Here is a 571-nt window from a genome sequence, read left to right as displayed (position 1 = left end):
CGGGCGAGTCGTTTGGGAAAGGCACCCGGGGTTTCCAGCGGGGCGTAGCGCAGTTCGGCGACGATCGCACGCGTGAATCCCTGAAAGCTGAGCCGGGTCGGTGGCACGTCCAGCTCATCCGCAGCCTGATGCATTTCCCAGCGCAGCAGGTTGTAGGCAATCAGCAGACCCCAGATTTCCTGTCGTAACAGTTCGGGTCGTTTGCTGCGCAAGACCGTGTCGTTGGCTTGCATCGCCTGCTTGATGTCGCGGAAGCCAAGCTCGATCTCCCAGCGTTGGCGGTAGCACGCTGCCACGTCGGTGGCGGGATAGCGAACGGCATCGGCCAGCGAGGTCAGGTAGCGCCGGCCGGACGGACAGAGGATCAGCCGCGCCTCCCAGTAGGCCGGGAGCTCCGGATGCTGGCGACGCGCTTGCGGTGAGACCGGCAGACGCACCCACGCATCGCCGTCACCGAGCGGGCGGATCACTTCGTAACGTAATGTGGACTTGGCCCGCATCAGCCAATGCCGCTGCTTCCCCGCGTCTTGCCACGCCAGCAGGAAGGCGGCCGAGTAGTAGGCGCGATCGA

1 protein-coding gene is annotated in these 571 nt (G+C 65.1%); it reads right to left on the bottom strand.

Translation table 11 applies throughout. The features are described 5' to 3' along the window. Positions 1-571, bottom strand: a 571-nt coding sequence (locus tag QMK61_RS17600) for an IS4 family transposase (RefSeq protein ID WP_302073532.1), incomplete at both ends; no start/stop codon positions are given.

The organism is Fulvimonas sp. R45 (assembly GCF_030504985.1).
Lineage (GTDB): Bacteria > Pseudomonadota > Gammaproteobacteria > Xanthomonadales > Rhodanobacteraceae > Rhodanobacter_A.
This window is presented reverse-complemented; position numbering and strand designations above follow the sequence as displayed.